Origin of the sequence: Pseudomonas migulae, assembly GCF_043225285.1 — a bacterium.
GTDB classification, from domain to species: Bacteria; Pseudomonadota; Gammaproteobacteria; order Pseudomonadales; family Pseudomonadaceae; genus Aquipseudomonas; species Aquipseudomonas migulae_C.
In genome coordinates this window covers 4,846,480-4,865,119 of record NZ_CP171224.1, presented here as the reverse complement: position 1 = coordinate 4,865,119, position 18,640 = coordinate 4,846,480, and the positions used below count along the sequence as shown (strand labels likewise).

The window sequence follows — 18,640 nt, the reverse complement described above, 5'->3', positions numbered from 1 at the left end:
ACGTCCTACATCCATTGATGAGTTTGACGCGATCAATCGACTAACGGTCGAAAAATAATCGGAAAAACTTACGCTAAAAGCCGAATCGGCTGTCGCCTTCAATCGCAGATGGCCTCTATACTAGCTCCCCGTTTGTGCACCGCTCTAGTGCATTCGGCTGGAGCGCGACACGTCCCTCCACTCTCCATTCAGAGCCGCCGCAAAAATGAGCCTGTTCTCCGCTGTCGAAATGGCACCACGCGATCCAATCCTGGGCCTCAACGAAGCATTCAACACCGATACCCGTACCAACAAGGTCAACCTGGGGGTCGGTGTTTACTGCAACGAGGAGGGGCGAATTCCACTCCTGCGCGCCGTTGTCGAAGCCGAGACGATTCGCGTCGCTCAACACGCTTCCCGTGGCTACCTGCCGATCGATGGCATCGCGGCTTACGACCAGGCCGTGCAAAAACTGCTGTTTGGCAATGACTCGCCGCTGATCGCTGCTGGCCGCGTCATCACCACCCAGGCCGTGGGCGGCACTGGCGCACTGAAAATCGGTGCCGACTTCCTCAAGCAACTGCTGCCGAACGCCGTCGTCGCGATCAGCGACCCGAGCTGGGAAAACCACCGCGCGCTGTTTGAAACCGCCGGTTTCCCAGTGCAGAACTATCGCTACTACGATGCCGCGACCCACGACGTTAACCGCGCCGGTCTGCTGGAAGACCTGAACGCCCTGCCGTCTGGCTCGATCGTTGTGCTGCACGCGTGCTGCCACAACCCGACCGGCGTGGACCTGAGCCCGGCGGACTGGAAAAACGTCCTGGAAGTGGTGAAGGCCAAAGGTCACGTGCCGTTCCTCGACATGGCCTACCAGGGCTTTGGCGATGGCATCGACGAAGACGCCGCCGCCGTGCGCCTGTTCGCCGAGTCGGGCCTGACGTTCTTCGTCTCCAGCTCGTTCTCCAAATCGTTCTCGCTGTACGGCGAGCGCGTGGGCGCCCTGTCGATCGTCAGCGAATCGAAAGAAGAAAGCGCGCGCGTGCTGTCGCAAGTCAAACGCGTGATCCGTACCAACTACTCCAACCCGCCGACCCACGGTGCAAGCATCGTCGCCGCCGTTTTGAACAGCCCGGAACTGCGCGCCCAGTGGGAAGCGGAACTGGCCGAAATGCGCCTGCGGATTCGCGGCATGCGCACCCAGATGGTTGACCTGCTGGCGAAACAGGCTCCACAGCGCGACTTCAGCTTTGTGGGCCGTCAGCGCGGCATGTTCTCCTACTCCGGCCTGACCGTTGAGCAAGTGACCCGCCTGCGCAACGAGTTCGGCATCTACGCCCTGGACACCGGCCGCATCTGCGTTGCCGCGCTGAACCAGAGCAACATCGACGTCGTGACCAAGGCCATCGTTGCGGTGATCTGAGTCGTACGCTGACACGAAAAACGGGAAGCCCTTGGGCTTCCCGTTTTTTATTGGTCGCAGATAATTCTCAACCCGACAACCAAGCCCTCTAGACTGCACACATGCCACCTGTAGGAGCCAGCTTGCTGGCGATAGCGGTGGGTCAGCCAACTTACTTATTGGCTGGACGGACGCTATCGCCAGCAAGCCGGCTCCTACACGGTTTGTGTACACCACCGGATTCGATGTGAGCCAATATGAAAAACGATGACCTGCGCGCCGAGCGCGACGACCTGGATGACTTGAACGACTTCACCCCCCGCACCCCGGCCAAGCGCGGCAAAAGCCTGGTACTGCAAGTGGCGGCGGGGGTTTTTCTTGGCGGCTTGGCCCTGTGGCTGGTGCAACTGGGCGCGACGCTGCTTTACGCCAAACTGATGCTCGCCACCGTGACGTTCGGCGGTTAACTCAGTTCGCTCGCACGCTGGCTGGCGGCATCGTCGTAAGCGACGTACAGCGATTCGGCGACCTGGCTTTTGATCGCCTTGGTGCTTTCCAGACCCAGGACGAATCCCTCGGCTTTGCCGCCGGCGCGGTTCAATTCGTCAGCGGTGCTGGCCTGAGTGATCGCATCGAAGAGTTTTTCGGCGTGCGGACCGACGCCTTTCGGCAGGCTGATCTGGGCGATGCTCATGCGAGCACCTCGTTGCAGCGACGTGCAGGAGCTGGGTGATTCATGGCGCGTACCTTTTCGGCGAATGGCCGGCAGCGCGTGTCACCACTTCCGGGCGGCCATGGTAGTCCCCTGAGGCGATTCTGGTAACCGCCAATCGCCGATAAACCGCCGTACGTCCCGACGAATCACCCAAGTTAACAACAGATGCTTGACTTCTCTTTTTGAATCAGTAACATACACGCCATTCCGCGATAGCTCAGTTGGTAGAGCAAGTGACTGTTAATCACTGGGTCCCTGGTTCGAGTCCAGGTCGTGGAGCCAGACAGCAACAAACTAAAAGCCCCTGAATCGAAAGGTTCAGGGGCTTTTTTGTGCGCGATGGAAAGATGACGTCAGACCTGTAGGAGCCGGCTTGCCGGCGATTGGCCCTTGAAGAATGCATGGTTCTTGAGGATGCCATCGCCGGCAAGCCGGCTCCTACAGGACGGGGTCATGCCATGTAAAAAGGCGCCCCTGGGGGCGCCTTTTTATTCAGACATGCTCACTGCTTTTTGTATGTACGGCCCTCGGCTCGCCATGCCCATGGTCCGCCTCCACCACCGGGATCTCTTTCCCGTCGCAGTCATGCAGCTTGCCTTCGCTGAAATAATCCCCTTCGCGCAACGCCGCCAGATCCTGGTAACGCAGGACCCGCTCAGTCCCCGCCGCAAACACCGACTGTTGATCCGAGTTGCCGGCAGTGAGGTGGTTGAAGGCCAGGTTCAGCACGATGGCCATGATGGCCGAGGAGCTGATGCCCGAGTGGAAGATCGTCGCAAACCAGCTTGGGAAGTGATCGTAGAAGTTCGGCGCGGCGATCGGGATCATGCCAAAACCGATGGAGGTGGCGACGATGATCAGGTTCACGTTGTTGCGGTAGTCGACCTTGGACAGGGTGCGAATGCCGCTGGCCGCTACGGTGCCAAACAGCACGATCCCGGCACCGCCGAGCACGGAGGTCGGTACGGCGGCAATGACCCGGCCCATGAACGGGAGCAGGCCGAGGATCACCAGGAACAAGCCGCCGGTGGCCACCACAAAGCGGCTTTTGATCCCGGTCACCGCCACCAGCCCGACGTTCTGGGCGAACGCGCTTTGGGTAAAGGAACCGAAAATCGGCGCAACCATGCTCGACAGCATGTCCGCACGCAAACCGTTGCCAAGCCGTTTGGAGTCAACCTTGGTGCCGATGATTTCACCGACCGCCAGGATGTCCGCCGAGGTTTCCACCAGGGTCACCATGACCACGATGCACATCGACAGGATCGCGGCGAAGTGGAAGGTCGGCATGCCGAAATGGAACGGGGTCGGGAAACCGAACATCGGGCCTTGGGTGACGGAAGAGAAGTCCGCCATCCCGAGGAACACCGCGATGATCGTGCCGATGACCATGGCCAGCAGGATGGACAACCGGGAAATGGTCGCGCTGCCGATCTTGCTCAGCAACAGCACCAGCACCAGGGTCACCGCCGCCAGGCCGATGTTCGCCATGCTGCCGAAATCCGGCGCATGGCTGTTGCCGCCCATGGCCCAGCGCGCGGCCACCGGCATCAGCGTCAGGCCGATGGTGGTGATCACGATGCCCGTGACCAGCGGCGGGAAGAACTTGGTGATTCGCGAAAACACCGGCGTGATCAGCAACCCGATCAACGACGCGGCAATCACCGCCCCGAGAATCGACTGGAACCCGCCCTCCCCCCCACTGCTGACAATCGCCACCATGGTGGCGACGCCGGAGAAAGACACGCCCTGCACCAGCGGCAACTGACAACCAAAAAACGGTAAACCGAGGGTCTGCAGCAACGTCGCCAAGCCCCCCGCAAACAATGAAGCAGCAATCAACAAACCGATGTCCGCCGGCGAGAGCCCGGCCGCCTGGCCGATAATCAACGGCACCGCAACGATACCGCCGTACATGGTCAGAACATGTTGCAGGCCGTAAGCCATATTCGCGCCGACCCCGAGGTTTTCGTCCTCAGGCCGTTGGTGTGAAACATGGGGCGTTTTCATGATTGGGGGGTTCCCTGGTTTTTGTTATGCACACACTGTATGCAAGACTCAGGACAAATGTCTATAGAGTTGTATACAACTCATCAGTCAAATTATGAACATGTGTTCATCCCTGCCCTTGGCTGACCCGCCAGATCCTCCAATAAACCTTGAAATATATCTGCCCCGAGCCCTCTCCGTTCGCCCGCTAGTCTTTTGAGTTCATGGCGACCACCGGTAGTGGTTGCCCTCTTTTTTATACATATAAAGTATGCATAATGAAGTCATTCGAAATTCAATATCACAAGGCAAAGAACGCGGCGAACAAATTGAAGCATCACGGCGTCAGCCTCGCAGAGACAGAGGCCGTGTTCCACGACGAGCATGCACTGACAATTCAGGATGACCATCACAATGAACAGCGGTGGATCACCATGGGACTGGGTGCCAAGGGGCGCTTGCTGGTCGTCGCGTATACCTACCGCGATCCGAATTTCGTTCGAATTATTTCCGCGCGCCTCGCCACTAAAAACGAGCGACGCCGCTATCTGGAGACTTGAGAAATGAAAGACGAGTACGACTTCAGCGATGCCAGACGTGGAGCGGTCGCCTCTGGAAAAGGCAAAACCCGCATCACCATCATGCTGGATGAAGCAGTCATAGAGGCTGCCCGGTCACTCGCGGAAAGCGAGGGCTATGGATACCAGACGGTGATCAACAACACACTCCGTCATGCCTTGCTCAATGCAAAGGACAAGTCTGTCGAGACAGGGCATCTGAAAAAAGGGATCACGTCCACCGACCTGAAAAGCCTGGAGAAAAAATTGCTGGATGCCGTCAGTGAAATCCAACGAATGATGGAGCCTGATGCTCGCCCCTAGACGGGTTCGATCAAACGTCCAAGCACTCGCTTGAGATGCGGATGCTCGGGGACTTGAATACCGAACTCGCTCTCCAGCAATCGGACCAGATCATCCACCTCAGTGATTTGCCGCCGTTCGCTCTCGCTGCCAACCCGGTGGATGGCGAAGCTGCCGTTGTTCAGCGTACGCCGCCAGCCCTCTCCGGTCCGCGCCACCATCAGTTGCCTGGCAAAAGAGGATTCGGGGTGGGTCGAGACGTACCAGTTGCCGACGGTGTAGTCGATATCTTCCTGGCGTTGCAGGTCGAAGATGTACATCGGCCGCCACTCACCGGACACCTCGGCGCGCAGCGTGTAGCCGTCGACATGCTGCTCGATGAGATAGGGTTCGTGAGGGGTGAGCTGCGCGTCCTGAGTGTCGAGCAACAGCGGTGCGGTGGGAACCATGCCACCGAAGCCGACGTCGGTGATGTAGCGCACGCCCTCCAGGGTGACCAGGCTCAAGCGGTGCGTCCGCGCGGTCCACGCCCCTTCGGGTTGGCCCATGACTACTCGGCCGGAGATGCCGCGAGCGTCGAAGCCCAACTCTTGAAGCAAGGCCAGGAACAGATTGTTGAGCTCATAGCAGTAGCCACCGCGCGCGCCGTGCAAGACTTTTTGTTCGATGGACGGCAAGTCGATGAGCACCGGCTCGCCTGACAAAGTAGTGAGGTTTTCGAAGGGAAACGCGCCGGTATGACGCAGCTGCAACTGACGCAGGGTTTCCAGGGTTGGCGCCGGTGGCGCGTCGAAACCCAGACGTTGCAGGTACAACCCGGGGTTGCTCAGACGTGGTTCGCTCATTGCTCGGTCCTTATGCACGAGGCCGCGGATCACTCCGCCGATGGGCGCCATGTATAAGGGATAAAGCGTTGCGACCGACAATTGATTTCGCCAATCGCCCCTGACGCAAAATCAACGGCGCTTGCGCGAACCCAGTCGAATCCACGTCGGAGCATGGTCGCTGGCATGTGGCTCGTTGCGCACCCAGGCATCGACACCGGCGTCCTGCAAATAGGGGCTCAACGCCGGGTTGAGCAGCAGATGATCGATCCGCAGCCCGGAATTTTTCTGCCAGTGTTGTCGGAAATAATCCCAGAAGGTGTAGAGCCGATCCTCTGGGTAGAGATGACGCAGGGAATCGGTCCAGCCCTGATCCAGCAACCGCTGATAACACGCGCGGCTTTGTGGTTGCAGCAGCGCATCCTTGAGCCAGGACCGCGGGTTGTAGATATCCAGGTCGGTCGGCACCACGTTGTAGTCGCCCGCCAGCACCACCGGGTGCTCGCTGCTTTGCAGATCCTTGGCGTAGGTGATCAACCGTTCGAACCAGGCCAGTTTGTAATCGAACTTCGGCCCCGGCTGCGGATTGCCATTGGGCAGGTAAAGACACCCCACCAGCACACCGTGCACGGCCGCCTCCAGATACCGACTGTGGGTATCGCTGTCGTCGCCCGGCAGACCGCGCCGACTTTCCAGCGGCTGCGCATCCCGCGCCAGGATCGCCACCCCGTTCCACGACGACTGCCCCTGCCAGATCGCCCCGTAGCCGGCCGCCTCCAGTTCTGCGGCGGGAAAGGCGCTGTCTGCCGACTTGAGCTCCTGCAAACAGGCAATGTCCGGCTTCTCCCGCTCCAGCCACGCCAGCAGGTTGGGCAACCGGGCGCGCAGGCCGTTGACGTTGAATGTCGCGATACGCAGATTTTTCATGGGCCGGCGCTCCGCAGAAAGGTGTTCAATGTGTGACATCCATGCCTTCCGGTGGTTGCGTCGGCTGTCCCAAGTACGGCGTAATGAGCGTTCAATATCCCCCCGATCCGCCGAGAAAACCGACGTCATGGACACCATCCTGGAAGGCCACGGAATCAAACTGCGCCCGCTGCAATACAGCGATGCCGACGCGCTGGTACATGCCGCGAGCGACGGCGAACTGTGGAACCTGACCGTCACCGTCGTGCCCTCCCCGACCACCGTCGACAGCTACCTGAAAAAAGCCCTCGATGGCCGGGATGCCGGGACCGTCTTGCCCTTCGCCATCGTGCTCAAGGACACCGGCGAAGTCATCGGCTCGACGCGTTTCTGGAAAATCGACCGACTCAACCGCAAGCTGGAAATCGGCAGCAGCTGGATCTCGGCCCGCTGGCAGAAAACCTTCGTCAACACCGAAGCCAAATACCTGATGCTGCGCCATGCCTTCGAGGTGCTGGATTGTGTGCGGGTGCAATTCACCACCGATGAAAACAACCAGAAATCGCGCAACGCCATCCTCCGTCTCGGCGCACAGCAGGAAGGCATCGTGCGCCACGAACGGATCATGCCGGACGGACGCAAGCGCAACTCGGTGCGGTTCAGCATCATTGATGATGAATGGGCGATGGTGCGGCAGGGCCTCGAACAAAAGCTCGCGGCCTTCTGGTCTGACTGACCCGAGACAGCCGCTCGTCATCGAACCGGCACCAATCGCACAATAAACCACCCCAACATCAGGTACCGACTCATCTTTGGAGAGGCATCCTGATGAACATCAAAATCACATCCCTGTTGCTGGCGAGCCTGTTGGCAGCGGCCTCCGCCAGCACGTTCGCAGCGAGTGGCGACGGTGCCGACGCCACCGGCACCAAGTCCGGGTCGACGGGCGGCTCGACCATGTCACCCAACAACAATCCAGGCGAACCGTCCGGCGGGCATAGCAGTGACGGCGGCAGTGGCAGCTCGGGCTCCTCGGGCTCCTCGGGCGGCAGCTCCGGCGGAACGAGCGGTGCCGGCGGTGCCAGTGGTTCAGGTGCGGGAGGTGGCACCGGTGCCGCAGGCGGTGGAACCGGCGGGGCCGGAGGCGGGACTGGCAGCTGAACGCACAAGAGCGACCCGTGAGGTTGAATCACGGGTCGTTTGCCATCCGGGCTATCAACGATCCGAACGCATCAACTCGCCGAAACTGCCTTCCATCGACAACACCGCCGAGCGATTTCGTCCGGAATGCTTGGCCTGGTACAACGCCGCGTCCGCGCGTTCGATGAATACTTCGGTGCTGTCCAGGCGGGTCGGCACGAACGCATAGCAGCCCAGACTGACCGTCACGTAACCGCTGGGCGCGCCGCTGTGGTTGATGTTGCGGGTCATGACGCTGCGGCGGATCTGCTCGGCAATGACCAGCGCACCCTGAATATCGGTATCCGGCAACAACACGGCAAATTCTTCCCCGCCGTAGCGCACCGCCAGATCGACGGGGCGATGGCAGCAACTCTTCACCGCCCGCGCCACTTCTGCCAGGCAATGGTCACCGGCGACGTGACCGTAAGCGTCGTTGTAACGCTTGAAATAATCGATATCGAGCATGATCAGGCCCAGCGAGCTCGACTGCCGGATGCCACGCCCGAACTCGACTTCCAGCGCCTGCTCGAACAGTCGGCGATTGGCCAGGCCCGTCAGGCTGTCGTGGGTCGCGATCAGCTTCAACGCGTCCTTGGCCTTGCGCAGGTCTTTCTCGACCCGCTCGCCGAGGCGCACCTGGCGCACGAATACCCATCCGAACAGGCCTACGCCCAGCAGTACCAGCGCCACGATGACACTCGATTGAAATGCCGTGTCGTGCCAACCCTTGAGGATCGAGTCCCTCGACGAGGCCGCGGACACCACCACCGGATAAGCATCCAGCTGCCGGTAACCATGCAAGCGAACGGTGCCATCGAGCACGGAACCAATCATCGCGTTGCCGGACATGGCACCGGTGAGGTGCTTGCTGAAAATCTCCCCTTTGGCCAGCGACTGACCAATCTGCGACTCGACGAACGGTCGCCGCGCCAGCAGCGTTCCGTCGGTCAGCGCGAGGAACATCGAGCCGTCGTCATCGAGGCTGAAGCTTTTGAAGAACTGATCGAAGTAGGACATTTTGATCCCGGCCAGCAAAACGCCCTGGAAATTGCCGTCCTGATCGTTCACCCGCTTGGAGACGGGAATGATCCATTCGCTGTTCGCGCGACTGCGAATCGCCGGCCCGATGTGCGCCACGGACGACACGTTCTGCTGGTGAAACAGAAAATAATCGCGGTCCGCCACGCCCGGTCCCCGGGGCAGATCCTCGAACGAGGTGACGACCCATTGCCCCTTCCGGTCGAACAGGAAGATCCCGTGCAACTGGCTCAGCGCCTGCACCCGGCGGGCGAAGGTCTTTTGCAGTCGTGGCTTCTGTACCTGATCGAAGCCATCCACCTGAATCCAGTCCGCCAGGCTGGTCAGCACCAGATCGGCTTTCATGAAAGTGTCTTCGGCCTGTTGCGCCATGGCGCGCGTCAGGTTGGAGGACGCCACTTCCGCCACCGCCAGGTCGTGCCGGCGCGATTGCTCCAGTTGCAGGTACAGCAAACCGCACAGGCACAGACATACCACCGCAATAAACAGCACCGCCGACGTGCGCAGGGGCAGCCGTTTCAAAGCGACGCCACTGGCGTGGCGCGGGTCGTCATGGGAGATAGGCAAAAGCTCGTCCTGCAAGGGTAAGGCATGGGCGAAAAGCCCAACCCCTCAAAGTTGGCGAGCTTAGTCTACGGGATGGTGCGGGGCAATTGTCCTTTGGACAGGCGTCGCATCGCACTGCGCAAATGGGCCTGGGCACTCTCGGCATCCCCCTGGCGCATTTGTTCGTAAGCGCGTTGCGCGATGGCCGGGGCCACTGGCTTGAGATCGCGCTGGGTGGCCATCGCCATCAATTGAACCTGGGCGGCGCGCTCCAGGTAATAAAGATCATCCCAGGCCTCGGCAATGGTCGGCCCGGCGACGATCACCCCGTGGTTCTTCAGGAACAGGATATCGGCATCGCCCATGACGCTGGCAATCCGGTCGCCTTCGGACTCATCGAGGGCCAGGCCGTTGTAGTCCTCGTCCACCGCCGTACGCCCGTAGAACTTCAGTGCCGTTTGCCCCAGCCACAACAGCGGCGGGCCTTGCAGCAAACACAACGCCGTGGCGTGGGGCATATGGGTGTGGAACGCCACTTTGACCCTCGGCAACTGTTTATGCAGGCGCGCATGGATGTAGAACGCGGTCGCTTCCGGCTGGCCTTCGCCGGCCACGACGTTGCCGTGGAAATCGCAGACCAGCAGGTTGTCGGCGGTGACTTCGGCAAATGCATAACCGTACGGATTGACGAAAAACAGATCGTCACGCCCCGGCACCATGGCGGAAAAGTGGTTGCAGATCCCCTCCTCCAACCCGTGCAGCGCCGCCAGTTGAAAACACGCCGCCAGTTCCGAGCGCGCCGTGATTGCGGCTGGCGAATCCAGGTTCAGGTCGCTGTAACGCGTGGAACGGGAACCGGCTGCAAGCGTATGTGCCATGGCAAAGACTCCGGGGGGTTACCAGCCAAGGGATTCGAACAGAGGCACGACTTGATCCAGCGTGCTCAATATTGCATCGGGTCGATAATCGGGCAGCAATTGCCGACCGGTGCCGCGGTCGATCCAGACGCAACGAAAATGCATGTCCCGCGCGGCGGTGTGGTCCAGCGTCGGGCTTGCGCAAATGTGTACTACCTGGTCGCGACGGACGCCCAGTTGTTGGTGAGCGTAGTCGAACAGTCGCGGATCCGGCTTGTAGGCGCCGGCCTGCTGGGCAGTGATGACCCGATCGATGTGCCCGCCCAGCTGCGCAACGTTGCCAGCGATAATGTCGTCATCGGTATTGGACACGATGCACAACTTGAACCCCATGGCCTTGAGCCGGGCAAGCGTCTCGATCACTTCGGGAAACGGCGGCATCCGTGGAATCGCCCCGGCCAGCCGCTGGCTGTCGTCAGCCGAACTGGCGAGCCCCAGTTCCTCCAGCGCGAGCTGCAACCCGAGGGTGCTCAACTGACGGAACGAGCGATGTGGCGGAATCTGCTCCAGCCGGTGCTCGTGCCGGTCATAGACCTTGATCAGCTGATCGACATCGACGCGGTGATCGCCCTTGTCGCGCAGGATCTGCGCGACCACCGCTTTCAAGCCCTCATCCCATTGAATCAGCGTGCCGTAGCAATCGAAGGTCAGCCACTCGGGGCGCGGGGTGTTTTTGAGCGTCATGTCGTTGTCCTCTGAAGGGTGAGCTTCAGGTTACGAGCCAAGGGTGTTAGTGTGAAATTAAATTAATACCGTCTTGTCAGTGATAAATCGAATATCAGAGAAGCCGCCATGCTCGACCTCGAATTGCTCAAATCCTTCGTCTGTGTGGTGGACGAAGGCAGCTTCACCCGCGCCGCCGAACGCGTGCACCGCACCCAATCCACCGTGAGCCAGCAGGTTCGCAAACTGGAAGAGCTGGTCGGGCACCCGCTGTTGTTGCGCGACCGTACCGGGCAGAACATCAGCGTCACTGAGCATGGCGAGATGCTGATTCACTACGCCCGACGCTTGCTGGCCCTGTCCTCGGAAGCGGTGGAAGCCCTCGCCAGCGACCTTGACCTGGAAATCCTGCGTATCGGCGTGCCGGAAGATTTCGACGCCCGACGGATGGCGCTGATCCTCGCCGGCTTCAACCGGGCCCGGCCGGAAGCGCGGCTGGAAACCGTCAGCGGCATGAGCACCGATCTCAAACAGAAACTCGCGACGGGCGCCATCGACATCGCGCTGGTCAAGCGTGAACCGGACAGCGGACCGAGCTGGGCCGCCTGGCCGGAGCCGCTGGTGTGGGTCAAAGGTCCGGGGGTCGACTCATCGCACGGGGTCTTGCCGTTGGCGCTGTTTCCCCAGGGCTGCATTTACCGGCAACGGGCGATCCGCCTGCTGGATGTGGCCCAGCGGCCCTGGCGGGTGGCGTTCGGCAGCCACAGCCTGACGGGGATTCAGGCCGCGGTGGCGTCAGGCCTGGGCCTGTCGGTGCTTCCCGCTTCGGCGGTGTTGCCCGAGCACACCGTGTGCACCGACCTGCCGGCGTTACCGCCGACCGAACTGGCGCTGATCAGCCGGGAAGGTGCGCTGACCGGGCTGCAACGAGGGTTGGTGGAGTTTTTGCGGAAAGAATTGGGCAAACCGTAAACGCCCACTGCCTACCGCAAACAACCATTTGCCCTACGGCTGCCCCGTGCCCGTCGAAGCCGTCGCCGTATGCAGATTCAACACCGGCATTTGCGCAGGTCGATTCAACGCCTTCAACACCGGCGCATCGTAGCCGTACACATCCGGTTTAAATGCCACTCGCCCGTCACTGCCCAGATCCACCGTCCAATAGGCCAGCAACACCGGCACTTTCACCGGCAGCCGAATGTTCTCGGTCCTGCCGTTGGCCAGCTGTTTCTGGATACCGGCGCTGTTCCATTTCACCGGGTCGTTGAACAGCAACTCCACCAGTTGCAACGGGTTCTCCACACGGATGCAGCCCGAACTGGTCGCGCGAACGGTCTTGGCAAACAGCTCGCGATGCGGCGTGTCGTGAAGGTAAATCGCGTAGTCGTTGGGGAAACGGATCACCACCTGACCCAGCGAGCTGTCCGCCCCAGCGTCCTGGCGCAGGCTGAGGCCGCGCGGATTGGTCCAGTCGACGGTGGATGGATCGACCTCGTGGCCTTCACGATCGATCACGCGAATACGGTTGGCGGCCAGGTAACCGGGATTGCTCTGAATCTTCGGCAGCACGTCTTCCTTGAGGATGGTCGGCGGCACCGTCCAGGTCGGGTTAAACGTGACGTAGGTAATCTGCGCCTGGAAGATCGGGGTATTGCGCGCGGTTTTGCCCACCTGCACCCGGGAACGCCAGATCGGCTGCCCATCGCGGTACATCGCCACTTTATAGCCGGCGATATCGACGATCACGAAGGTGCCCTGGAGTTTGTACAACAGCCAGCGCGCCCGCTCCATGTTCACCCGCACCTGGTCAATGCGTGCGTCAACGGGCACGTTCAACGCCGCCAGCGTCGTCGCCCCCGCCATGCCATCGGCGCCAAGGTACTGCTCGTTCTGATACTTTTTCACCGCCGCGGTCACGGCACCGTCGTACTTCGTGCCGTGAATCAGGCGCGGATCGAGGAAACCTGCAGCGACCATCCTCGCGCGCAATTGCGCGACGGCCGGTTCGTCCATGCCCGGCTTGAGCGAATGATCGACCACCACTTTCGGCCAGCCGCCCCGGTCGCGAATACCGCGCAGTTGCGCCAGCGCCTGGCGCAACCCCACGTAAACCGCTTCTTGCGGCGGCGCAATGGCAAACGCTTTCGCCACATCGTGACTGTCCAGGGCTGCGAAAAACGCATTGACGTCATCGCGCGGGTCGACGCCATCGGCATCAAAATTCCAGTGAATGTCGAGCCGAGAAGGATCGACCTTGCCCCGCCGCAATTGCAGCAGCGCGGTTATGAAGGTGTGGGTGGTCGCGATGTCAAAAGCGGCCCGTTGCTCGGGCGTGGCCGGCGTGGTCTGCAAGGCAGCCTGGGACCGGACCAGTTCCTCGACATGAAAATCCGCGGGGCTCAGTCCGTCGGCCTCCGTCGCGTTGAGGCTGGCAATCAGTTGGGCAACATCGGTGTCATTGGTCCATGCCGCGCGATAGGCGCGATGGGTATAGAAATCCATGACCAGACGGCTGACATCCACCCGCCGGTGGCGAGATGAGGTCAGCAACGGTGGAAACGCGGTTTTCAGCGGCTCAAGCGACGACTGGATCGCTTGGCCGACGTTGTCGTCCACGGCGGCTTCGATAATGGAGCTCGGCGCATTTGCCGGCTCAATCGGCGAAGTTTCAGCAAGCGCTGTGCCGCTGATCAGAAAGCCCATAAAAAATACGCGGCTTATGACGAATAACCTTGTTAAAAGCACCATGGATAATCCTTAATCTCCCGCATTCAACGCCTGGCTTTCAACACACTGCTAGACTCGAACTTAACATGATGAGACATCTATATGGCGCCACTACGTTTTGGCTTTCTATTGCCGGGCCTGCTCTTGACTGCAATGTCCGTACCGTCAGCCTACGCCGATTCGCTCGCGGCCGCCCTCATCAAAGCGGCCCCGAAAGCTAACGCCAACGTCATCAATCTCGCCGTTCGCGCCTCGCAATGCAGCATCGCTCAAGGCGCTGCTCCTGTCCAAAGACTTGCGGTGATCGATTACTCCCTGCCTTCGACCGAACAGCGCCTGTGGGTGTTCGATTTAAAGAAGCGCAAGTTGCTGTTTCATGAACTCGTCGCCCATGGCCGCAACAGCGGCGAGAACATGGCCGTCAACTTCTCCAATCAAAACGAAAGCTTTGCCACCAGCCTCGGCCTGTACCGCACGCAGCAGAGCTATGTCGGGCAGAACGGCTATTCGCTGCGCATGGAAGGCCTGGAGCCGGGTTTCAACGACAATGCCTTTGACCGGGCGATCGTGATTCATGGCGCGCCTTACGTCAGCCCGGTGCTGGCGCGGGCAAACGGGCGCATCGGTCGCAGCCTGGGCTGCCCCGCCGTGCGACCGGCGATTGCGCACAAGCTGATTGATTCGATGAAGGACGGGCAGTTGCTGTTTTCGTACTACCCGGATCAGCGCTGGTTGAAAACGTCGTCGTATATCAATTGCGGGAGCGGGACGATGGCGACCGCCTCCAAATCTTCCACCAACCGTTGAATGCAGCGTGAACCTGTCAGAACTGTAATCCCCGCCTCAGCCTGCTGAAAGGCATCGCCCGTTAGCCTCGTCGTCAAGTTGTCTCCCAACTGACGGACCGGGAATAAAAACGGCATGCACTCCAACACTTCAAGACGCACTTTCGTGAAAGGGCTCGCCGCCGGCGGACTGCTCGGCGGCCTCGGGTTATGGCGAACACCTGTGTGGGCGATCACCAGCCCGGGCGAACCGCAGGTGTTGGCAGGGACCGATTTCGACCTGTTCATCGGTGAAACCCCGGTCAACATCACTGGCAACGCGCGCACCGCGATGACCATCAACGGCGGCATCCCCGGCCCGCTGCTGCGCTGGCGTGAAGGCGACACGGTGACGCTGCGGGTAAAGAACCGGCTCAAGGAAAACACGTCCATTCACTGGCACGGCATCTTGCTGCCGGCCAACATGGACGGTGTGCCGGGGCTGAGCTTTCACGGCATCGAGCCGGGTGGGATGTACGTCTACACCTTCCAGCTGCGACAGAACGGCACTTACTGGTACCACAGCCATTCCGGCCTGCAGGAACAGTCCGGCGTTTACGGCCCGCTGGTGATCGACGCCCGGGAGCCGGAGCCTTTCCAGTACGACCGCGACTACGTGGTGATGCTGACCGACTGGACCGACGAAGACGCGGCCAGCCTGATGAAGACGCTGAAAAAGCAGTCCGACTACTTCAACTACAACAAGCGCACGGTCGGCGATTTCATCCACGACGTCAGCGAGAACGGTTGGGCCTCCACGGTCGCCGATCGAAAGATGTGGGCCGAAATGAAGATGAATCCCACAGACCTCGCCGACGTGAGCGGTGCCACCTACACCTACTTGATGAACGGCCAGGTGCCGGACTCTAACTGGACAGGCCTGTTCCACCCGGGTGAAAAACTGCGCCTGCGGTTTATCAACGGCTCGGCCATGACCTACTTCGACGTGCGCATTCCCGGGCTGAAGATGACGGTGGTCGCGGCGGACGGGCTGCACGTCAAACCGGTGAGCGTCGACGAGTTGCGCATCGCGGTGGCGGAGACGTTCGATGTGATCGTCGAACCGGCACTCGAGGCCTACACCGTGTTTGCTCAGTCGATGGATCGAACCGGCTACGCACGCGGCACACTGACGACGAAAGCGGGTGTGTCCGCTCAAGTACCGCCGCTCGACCCGCGACCGCTGGTGGCCATGGACGACATGGGCATGGGCGGGATGGATCACGGCAGCATGGCCGGCATGGATCACAGCGCCATGGGTGGCCTGCAATCGCATCCGGCCGCGGAAAACGACAACCCGCTGGTGGACATGCAGGCCATGAGCCCCTCGCCGAAACTCGACGACCCTGGCCTCGGCCTGCGCAACAACGGTCGCCGCGTCCTGACCTATTCCGACCTGCGCAGCACCTTCGAAGACCCCGACGGCCGCGACCCCGGACGCAGTTTCGAACTGCACCTGACCGGCCACATGGAGAAGTTCGCGTGGTCGTTCAACGGGGTGAAATTCTCCGACGCCGAACCGCTGCGCCTCAGGTACGGCGAGCGCGTGCGCATCGTGCTGGTCAACGACACGATGATGACCCACCCCATCCACCTGCACGGAATGTGGAGCGACCTCGAAGACGAAAACGGCGAGTTCATGGTGCGCAAACACACGATCGACATGCCGCCCGGCTCCCGACGCAGCTATCGGGTGACCGCCGATGCACTCGGCCGCTGGGCCTATCACTGCCATCTCCTGTACCACATGGAAATGGGCATGTTCCGTGAAGTTCGCGTAGAAGAATGAGGCGCTCCCCATGACCCGATTGATCTCGATTCCCTTGGTATTCCTGAGCACGAGCCTGGCGCTTTCTGCGGCGATGGCCGCCACTGATGACATGCAGAACATGGACCATAGCCAGATGACCGGCATGGACCACAGCCAGATGCAAAGCATGGACAACGGCCAGATGCAGAGCGCTGCGCCGACCGAAAGCCGCACGCCGATCCCGGCCCTGACCGATGCCGACCGCGCCGCCGTGTTCGTCAGCCCCACTGGCCACGGCGTGCATGACAGCGAACGCAATGCCTACTTCCTCGCCGACAAACTCGAATGGCAGGACGCCGACCACGGCAGTGCACTGACCTGGGATTTATCGGGCTGGATCGGCGGCGACATCGATCGCCTGTGGCTGCGTTCCGAAGGCGAACGCAGCAACGGCAAAACCGAAGACGCGGAAATCCAGGCGTTGTGGGGCCACGCCATTTCCCCCTGGTGGGACGTGGTGAGCGGCGTGCGCCAGGATTTCAAACCCGGCGCCCCGCAAACCTGGGCCGCGTTCGGCGTACAAGGCATGGCGCTGTACAACTTCGAAGTCGAGGCCACAGCGTTCATCGGTGAAGGCGGCCAGACGGCGGCGCGGCTGGAAGGTGACTACGACATCCTGCTGACCAACCGGCTCATTTTGCAGCCAACGGCCGAGGTGAATGTCTACGGCAAAAACGACCCGCAACGGGGCATCGGCTCCGGCGTATCCAACACCGAAGCGGGTTTGCGCCTGCGCTATGAGATCCGCCGGGAAATCGCGCCTTACATCGGCGTGACCTGGAACCGTACCTACGGCAAAACCGCCGATTACGCCCTCGCTGAAGGCGAGGATCGCAGTGAAACACGCCTCGTACTCGGCGTTCGCCTGTGGTTCTGATCGCACCTTTTCACCCATCAAAAAACCACCGCTTCGAGCGGAAAAGAGGCCTTGCATGCGCGCCATCCAAATCACCGCTATTGCCATCGGATTGTTCATGAGTGCGCTGGCTCAGGCACACCCGAAACTGCTCTCCTCCACCCCGACCGAAGGCGAGGACGGCGCGACACCGGACAGAATTGAACTGCACTTTTCCGAAAGCCTCGTGACGCAATTTTCCGGCGCGAAACTGGTCATGACCGAAATGCCCGGCATGGCACATTCGCCCATGCCGATAAAAGCCAAAGTCTCCGGCGGCAGCGATCCGAAAACCATGCTCATCACACCACTCTCGCCCTTGCCCGCCGGCAGCTACAGAGTCGAATGGCGCGCGGTGTCTTCAGACACTCACCCGATCACCGGCAACGTGACGTTCAAAGTGAAGTGATCAATGAGCGAGTGGATCAGCATTGCGCTGCGGTTTGGGTTGTACGTGGATTTGATGGTGTTGTTTGGGGTCGGGTTGTTTGGGCTCTACAGCCTTGAGAGGCAGCAGCGGACCTCGGGCGAGGTATTGCCGTTTCGGCCGGTGCTGGCGGCAACGGTGATACTGGGCGTGCTGTTGTCCATCCTGGGCATGCTGATGATGGTAAGCACAATGAGCGGGGAGTCGGACATCACCGAGCTGCGGCCGCACATCGAAATGATGGTGTTCGAGACCGATGCCGGCATGGCGTGGGTAGTCCGCCTCGTCGCGCTGTTGGTCGCAGGCGGGGCCGTCGCGCTCAACCCTCGCGCGCCCGCTATCAGCTTGCTGCTCGCGTCTGCCGCCGGCGGCATCGCCCTCGCCTCCCTGGCCTGGAGCGGTCATGGGGCAATGGATGAGGGCAGTCGGCGGTATTGGCACTTTGCGGTGGATATTCTGCATTTGCTGGCGGCCGGCGCATGGGTGGGCGCGCTGGCGGCGTTTGCGTTGTTGGCGAGGATCAACGCACTGCAAACCGCGAAGCGCATCCGGTTACTGGCCCGAGCCGTCACCCGGTTTGAAAGGATCGGTGCCTTGATTGTGGTGGTGATCTCGGTGACAGGAGTCGTGAATTACCTGTTCATCGTCGGGCCGAAGCTCGATGAACTGCTTTTCAGCACCTACGGTGTATTGCTGTTAATCAAGGTCGCGCTGTTCGCGGGGATGCTGGTGCTTGCGGCGCTGAACCGGTTTCATCTTGGGCCGTTTCTGGAGCGGTCGTTGCGGCAAGGCGAATACGTCGTGGCCGCCAACGCGTTGCGGCGCAGCATGGTGGTCGAGTTGTCGCTGGCGGTGCTGATCGCAGGCCTCGTGGCGTGGCTGGGAACGCTGAGCCCGGAAATGGAGGGGGCTGATCTTTAAAGGACGCGTGACCGG

The 18,640-nt window shown here is 60.9% G+C and carries 20 protein-coding genes and 1 tRNA gene; 13 read left to right on the top strand and 8 right to left on the bottom strand.

Features of this window, described 5'->3' with window-relative positions; all coding sequences use genetic code 11:
- Window positions 1–205 precede the first annotated feature (205 nt).
- Window positions 206–1,402: an amino acid aminotransferase gene (locus tag ACF6ZU_RS22275; RefSeq protein WP_392887041.1), complete on the top strand. Its 1,197-nt coding sequence runs from the start codon at window positions 206–208 to the stop codon at window positions 1,400–1,402.
- 236 nt (window positions 1,403–1,638) lie between these two features.
- On the top strand, window positions 1,639–1,848 hold the full coding sequence (locus ACF6ZU_RS22270) for a hypothetical protein (protein ID WP_392887040.1): 210 nt from the start codon (window positions 1,639–1,641) through the stop codon (window positions 1,846–1,848).
- Here ACF6ZU_RS22270 and ACF6ZU_RS22265 read toward each other — a convergent pair.
- Window positions 1,845–2,075, bottom strand: coding sequence for a hypothetical protein (locus ACF6ZU_RS22265; protein ID WP_392887038.1), 231 nt, complete (start codon window positions 2,073–2,075; stop codon window positions 1,845–1,847). The two genes, ACF6ZU_RS22270 and ACF6ZU_RS22265, sit on opposite strands and share 4 nt — an antisense overlap.
- 227 nt (window positions 2,076–2,302) lie before the next feature.
- Between ACF6ZU_RS22265 and ACF6ZU_RS22260 the strand changes: the two genes are divergently transcribed.
- Window positions 2,303–2,378, top strand: a tRNA-Asn gene (locus ACF6ZU_RS22260).
- Window positions 2,379–2,588: 210 nt separating this feature from the next.
- On the opposite strand, the gene ACF6ZU_RS22255 is transcribed toward ACF6ZU_RS22260, so the two are convergent.
- Window positions 2,589–4,106 (bottom strand): nucleobase:cation symporter-2 family protein, encoded by a 1,518-nt coding sequence (locus ACF6ZU_RS22255; RefSeq protein ID WP_392887036.1) that lies wholly within the window; start codon window positions 4,104–4,106, stop codon window positions 2,589–2,591.
- A gap of 257 nt (window positions 4,107–4,363) precedes the next feature.
- On the opposite strand from ACF6ZU_RS22255, the gene ACF6ZU_RS22250 reads away from it, so the two are divergent.
- Both ACF6ZU_RS22250 and ACF6ZU_RS22245 read left to right on the top strand, forming a co-directional pair.
- The gene (locus ACF6ZU_RS22250) at window positions 4,364–4,645 is read left to right on the top strand and encodes a BrnT family toxin (protein ID WP_392887034.1); all 282 of its coding nucleotides are present in this window, start codon (window positions 4,364–4,366) and stop codon (window positions 4,643–4,645) included.
- 3 nt (window positions 4,646–4,648) lie between these two features.
- Window positions 4,649–4,966: a BrnA antitoxin family protein gene (locus ACF6ZU_RS22245; protein ID WP_392887031.1), complete on the top strand. Its 318-nt coding sequence runs from the start codon at window positions 4,649–4,651 to the stop codon at window positions 4,964–4,966.
- Here ACF6ZU_RS22245 and ACF6ZU_RS22240 read toward each other — a convergent pair.
- Both ACF6ZU_RS22240 and ACF6ZU_RS22235 read right to left on the bottom strand, forming a co-directional pair.
- The gene (locus ACF6ZU_RS22240) at window positions 4,963–5,790 is read right to left on the bottom strand and encodes an arylamine N-acetyltransferase (RefSeq protein WP_392887029.1); all 828 of its coding nucleotides are present in this window, start codon (window positions 5,788–5,790) and stop codon (window positions 4,963–4,965) included. The two genes, ACF6ZU_RS22245 and ACF6ZU_RS22240, sit on opposite strands and share 4 nt — an antisense overlap.
- Before the next feature lie 111 nt (window positions 5,791–5,901).
- Window positions 5,902–6,696: an exodeoxyribonuclease III gene (locus ACF6ZU_RS22235; RefSeq protein ID WP_392887027.1), complete on the bottom strand. Its 795-nt coding sequence runs from the start codon at window positions 6,694–6,696 to the stop codon at window positions 5,902–5,904.
- A gap of 127 nt (window positions 6,697–6,823) precedes the next feature.
- Between ACF6ZU_RS22235 and ACF6ZU_RS22230 the strand changes: the two genes are divergently transcribed.
- Together ACF6ZU_RS22230 and ACF6ZU_RS22225 are read left to right on the top strand one after the other, a co-directional pair.
- Window positions 6,824–7,411 (top strand): GNAT family N-acetyltransferase, encoded by a 588-nt coding sequence (locus ACF6ZU_RS22230; RefSeq protein ID WP_392887025.1) that lies wholly within the window; start codon window positions 6,824–6,826, stop codon window positions 7,409–7,411.
- An 89-nt stretch (window positions 7,412–7,500) separates the two neighbouring features.
- Window positions 7,501–7,836: a hypothetical protein gene (locus ACF6ZU_RS22225; RefSeq protein WP_392893875.1), complete on the top strand. Its 336-nt coding sequence runs from the start codon at window positions 7,501–7,503 to the stop codon at window positions 7,834–7,836.
- Between the two features lie 54 nt (window positions 7,837–7,890).
- Here ACF6ZU_RS22225 and ACF6ZU_RS22220 read toward each other — a convergent pair whose 3' ends face one another.
- The 3 genes from ACF6ZU_RS22220 to ACF6ZU_RS22210 all read right to left on the bottom strand — a co-directional run bounded on the left by ACF6ZU_RS22220 (window position 7,891) and on the right by ACF6ZU_RS22210 (window position 11,042).
- Window positions 7,891–9,462, bottom strand: coding sequence for a diguanylate cyclase (locus ACF6ZU_RS22220; protein WP_392887023.1), 1,572 nt, complete (start codon window positions 9,460–9,462; stop codon window positions 7,891–7,893).
- Between the two features lie 65 nt (window positions 9,463–9,527).
- Window positions 9,528–10,319 carry an aldolase gene (locus tag ACF6ZU_RS22215; RefSeq protein ID WP_392887021.1) on the bottom strand — a complete coding sequence of 264 codons (792 nt, stop codon included), beginning with the start codon at window positions 10,317–10,319 and terminating at the stop codon, window positions 9,528–9,530.
- An 18-nt stretch (window positions 10,320–10,337) separates the two neighbouring features.
- Window positions 10,338–11,042 (bottom strand): haloacid dehalogenase type II, encoded by a 705-nt coding sequence (locus ACF6ZU_RS22210; protein WP_392887020.1) that lies wholly within the window; start codon window positions 11,040–11,042, stop codon window positions 10,338–10,340.
- Window positions 11,043–11,150: 108 nt separating this feature from the next.
- Here ACF6ZU_RS22210 and ACF6ZU_RS22205 point away from each other — a divergent pair, with 108 nt between their 5' ends.
- Window positions 11,151–11,993, top strand: a complete 843-nt coding sequence (locus tag ACF6ZU_RS22205; RefSeq protein WP_392887018.1) for a LysR family transcriptional regulator — start codon at window positions 11,151–11,153, stop codon at window positions 11,991–11,993.
- A 33-nt stretch (window positions 11,994–12,026) separates the two neighbouring features.
- On the opposite strand, the gene ACF6ZU_RS22200 is transcribed toward ACF6ZU_RS22205, so the two are convergent.
- A complete protein-coding gene (locus tag ACF6ZU_RS22200; RefSeq protein WP_392887016.1) occupies window positions 12,027–13,769 on the bottom strand; it encodes a murein L,D-transpeptidase in 1,743 nt (580 codons plus the stop codon).
- Window positions 13,770–13,850: 81 nt separating this feature from the next.
- Here ACF6ZU_RS22200 and ACF6ZU_RS22195 point away from each other — a divergent pair, with 81 nt between their 5' ends.
- The 5 genes from ACF6ZU_RS22195 (at window position 13,851) to copD (ending at window position 18,625) form a co-directional block, all read left to right on the top strand.
- Window positions 13,851–14,555 carry a murein L,D-transpeptidase catalytic domain family protein gene (locus ACF6ZU_RS22195; RefSeq protein ID WP_392887014.1) on the top strand — a complete coding sequence of 235 codons (705 nt, stop codon included), beginning with the start codon at window positions 13,851–13,853 and terminating at the stop codon, window positions 14,553–14,555.
- Window positions 14,556–14,669: 114 nt separating this feature from the next.
- The gene (locus ACF6ZU_RS22190) at window positions 14,670–16,361 is read left to right on the top strand and encodes a copper resistance system multicopper oxidase (protein WP_392887012.1); all 1,692 of its coding nucleotides are present in this window, start codon (window positions 14,670–14,672) and stop codon (window positions 16,359–16,361) included.
- Between the two features lie 10 nt (window positions 16,362–16,371).
- Window positions 16,372–17,259, top strand: coding sequence for a copper resistance protein B (locus ACF6ZU_RS22185; RefSeq protein WP_392887010.1), 888 nt, complete (start codon window positions 16,372–16,374; stop codon window positions 17,257–17,259).
- Window positions 17,260–17,314: 55 nt separating this feature from the next.
- Window positions 17,315–17,686, top strand: coding sequence for a copper homeostasis periplasmic binding protein CopC (gene copC, locus ACF6ZU_RS22180; protein WP_392887008.1), 372 nt, complete (start codon window positions 17,315–17,317; stop codon window positions 17,684–17,686).
- Between the two features lie 3 nt (window positions 17,687–17,689).
- Window positions 17,690–18,625, top strand: a complete 936-nt coding sequence (gene copD / locus ACF6ZU_RS22175; protein ID WP_392887006.1) for a copper homeostasis membrane protein CopD — start codon at window positions 17,690–17,692, stop codon at window positions 18,623–18,625.
- The last annotated feature ends 15 nt before the right edge of the window (window positions 18,626–18,640 follow it).

What these genes read in the sequence shown, in the direction of transcription:
- ACF6ZU_RS22275 (WP_392887041.1), top strand. Translation starts at nt 206, where the DNA reads ATGAGCCTGTTCTCCGCTGTCGAAATGGCACCACGCGATCCAATCCTG.
- ACF6ZU_RS22270 (WP_392887040.1), top strand. Translation starts at nt 1,639, where the DNA reads ATGAAAAACGATGACCTGCGCGCCGAGCGCGACGACCTGGATGACTTG.
- ACF6ZU_RS22265 (WP_392887038.1), bottom strand. Translation starts at nt 2,075, where the DNA reads ATGAGCATCGCCCAGATCAGCCTGCCGAAAGGCGTCGGTCCGCACGCC.
- ACF6ZU_RS22255 (WP_392887036.1), bottom strand. Translation starts at nt 4,106, where the DNA reads ATGAAAACGCCCCATGTTTCACACCAACGGCCTGAGGACGAAAACCTC.
- ACF6ZU_RS22250 (WP_392887034.1), top strand. Translation starts at nt 4,364, where the DNA reads ATGAAGTCATTCGAAATTCAATATCACAAGGCAAAGAACGCGGCGAAC.
- ACF6ZU_RS22245 (WP_392887031.1), top strand. Translation starts at nt 4,649, where the DNA reads ATGAAAGACGAGTACGACTTCAGCGATGCCAGACGTGGAGCGGTCGCC.
- ACF6ZU_RS22240 (WP_392887029.1), bottom strand. Translation starts at nt 5,790, where the DNA reads ATGAGCGAACCACGTCTGAGCAACCCCGGGTTGTACCTGCAACGTCTG.
- ACF6ZU_RS22235 (WP_392887027.1), bottom strand. Translation starts at nt 6,696, where the DNA reads ATGAAAAATCTGCGTATCGCGACATTCAACGTCAACGGCCTGCGCGCC.
- ACF6ZU_RS22230 (WP_392887025.1), top strand. Translation starts at nt 6,824, where the DNA reads ATGGACACCATCCTGGAAGGCCACGGAATCAAACTGCGCCCGCTGCAA.
- ACF6ZU_RS22215 (WP_392887021.1), bottom strand. Translation starts at nt 10,319, where the DNA reads ATGGCACATACGCTTGCAGCCGGTTCCCGTTCCACGCGTTACAGCGAC.
- ACF6ZU_RS22210 (WP_392887020.1), bottom strand. Translation starts at nt 11,042, where the DNA reads ATGACGCTCAAAAACACCCCGCGCCCCGAGTGGCTGACCTTCGATTGC.
- ACF6ZU_RS22205 (WP_392887018.1), top strand. Translation starts at nt 11,151, where the DNA reads ATGCTCGACCTCGAATTGCTCAAATCCTTCGTCTGTGTGGTGGACGAA.
- ACF6ZU_RS22200 (WP_392887016.1), bottom strand. Translation starts at nt 13,769, where the DNA reads ATGGTGCTTTTAACAAGGTTATTCGTCATAAGCCGCGTATTTTTTATG.
- ACF6ZU_RS22195 (WP_392887014.1), top strand. Translation starts at nt 13,851, where the DNA reads ATGGCGCCACTACGTTTTGGCTTTCTATTGCCGGGCCTGCTCTTGACT.
- ACF6ZU_RS22190 (WP_392887012.1), top strand. Translation starts at nt 14,670, where the DNA reads ATGCACTCCAACACTTCAAGACGCACTTTCGTGAAAGGGCTCGCCGCC.
- ACF6ZU_RS22185 (WP_392887010.1), top strand. Translation starts at nt 16,372, where the DNA reads ATGACCCGATTGATCTCGATTCCCTTGGTATTCCTGAGCACGAGCCTG.
- copC (WP_392887008.1), top strand. Translation starts at nt 17,315, where the DNA reads ATGCGCGCCATCCAAATCACCGCTATTGCCATCGGATTGTTCATGAGT.
- copD (WP_392887006.1), top strand. Translation starts at nt 17,690, where the DNA reads ATGAGCGAGTGGATCAGCATTGCGCTGCGGTTTGGGTTGTACGTGGAT.